This window comes from Actinomadura sediminis, assembly GCF_042675525.1.
GTDB classification, from domain to species: Bacteria; Actinomycetota; Actinomycetes; order Streptosporangiales; family Streptosporangiaceae; genus Spirillospora; species Spirillospora sediminis.
The window spans coordinates 1-1,456 of sequence record NZ_JBHTJA010000247.1 but is presented as its reverse complement, the minus strand read 5'-3'; the positions used below and the strand labels follow the sequence as shown (position 1 = coordinate 1,456).

Below are 1,456 nucleotides of genomic sequence, written 5' to 3'. Positions count from 1 at the left end.
CGGCCGGGCCGCCCGGGACGGGCGGTGAGTGCGGCGGCGGCGCGTCCCGCACGCCCGCGCCGGCGACGCCGGCGCCGATCCCCGCCCCGGCCGCTCCCGCGCGGGGCCAGCCGCTCGCGACCGTCTCGGCGAGCGTCGCCGGGTCGTGGGTGGTGCCGCTGCCGACCAGCCGGGCGAGCAGCTCCTGGACGGACGGGCGGCTGCGGGGGTCCTTGTCGAGCGCGGCCGCGACGACGTCCCGCAGGCCGGGGTCGAGCGCGTCCAGCTTCGGCTCGTCGTGCACCACCCGGTAGAAGATCGCGGGGACGGTGTCGCCCGCGAACGGCGCGACACCCGTCCCGGCGTAGGCGACGACGCAGCCCCACGAGAAGACGTCGGAGGCGGGGGTGATCGGCTCGCCGCGCAGGATCTCCGGCGGCAGATAGTTCGGGGTGCCGACGAACTGCCCGGTGCGGGTGGGCCCGTCGGCGGCGTCGAGGGCGCGGGCGATGCCGAAGTCGATGACGCGGGGGCCGGTGGACGACAGCAGGACGTTCGCGGGCTTGAGGTCGCGGTGCACGATCCCGGCGCCGTGGATGGCGGACAGCGCGGTCGCGACGCCGACGGCGAGGCCCTCCAGGTCGGAGCCGGGCAGCGGCCCCCGCTCCCGCACGGCCCGCTCCAGGCTCGGCCCGTCGATGAACTCGGTGACGACGTACAGCGGATCCCGGTCGAGCTCGGCGTCCAGGACGGGCGCCGTGCAGAACCGCCGCACCTGCCGGGCCGCGGTCACCTCGCGCCGGAACCGCTCCCGGAACGCGCCCTCCCCGGCCAGCTCCCGGTTGATCACCTTGACGGCGACGCGGCGCCCGCCGTCGTCCTCGCCCAGGTAGACGGTTCCCATGCCGCCGCGTCCGAGCCGTCCGGTCAGCCGGTACGGGCCGAGCCGTTCGGGGTCCCCGGGGCGCAGCGCCTCGCCGTTGTCTCCTGGGTGCGTGGTCATCCTGATCCTGTGGGGGGAATGGGGGTCTGTCCGGCAGAACCCTAGCGGTCCTCGGTCAAATAGGACGTTCGAAGCCTAGTGCCGGTTCAGCGTCCGCGCCGTGCGGGCGGCAGGGTCCGGAACGGCGGCAGCCTCTCGCCGGTGAGGCCGAACCCGTACGCGACGACCCGCGCCGACCAGCGCTGGCAGCCGACGACCAGGCCGTACAGCGGGCGCGGGTAGCGGCCGGTGAACGGGATGATCACGCAGCTCGCCAGCAGCACGGCCACCAGCACGATCTGCAGGACCAGCATGACCGCCAGGTGCGGGATCACCAGCAGGGCGCGCAGCAGGGTCAGCCAGCGCCGCGGCCCCCGCCACGCCTCCGGGTACGGCAGGTCCACCAGGACGGTCGGCCCGCCCTCGCCGCCCGCCGCCGTGCCCGCCGTGCCGCCGCCCGCGCCGCCCGCGGTCGCGGCCTCCGGCGCGGGCGCC

The 1,456-nt window shown here is 76.6% G+C and carries 2 protein-coding genes; both read right to left on the bottom strand.

The window, feature by feature from the left end; translation table 11 throughout:
• A partial coding sequence (locus ACFQ11_RS37695; protein ID WP_378307740.1) for a serine/threonine-protein kinase occupies positions 1-982 on the bottom strand: 982 nt, incomplete at its 3' end.
• A gap of 86 nt (positions 983-1,068) precedes the next feature.
• Positions 1,069-1,456 (bottom strand): DUF4389 domain-containing protein (locus ACFQ11_RS37690; RefSeq protein WP_378307738.1); only part of this gene is annotated, 388 nt, incomplete at its 5' end.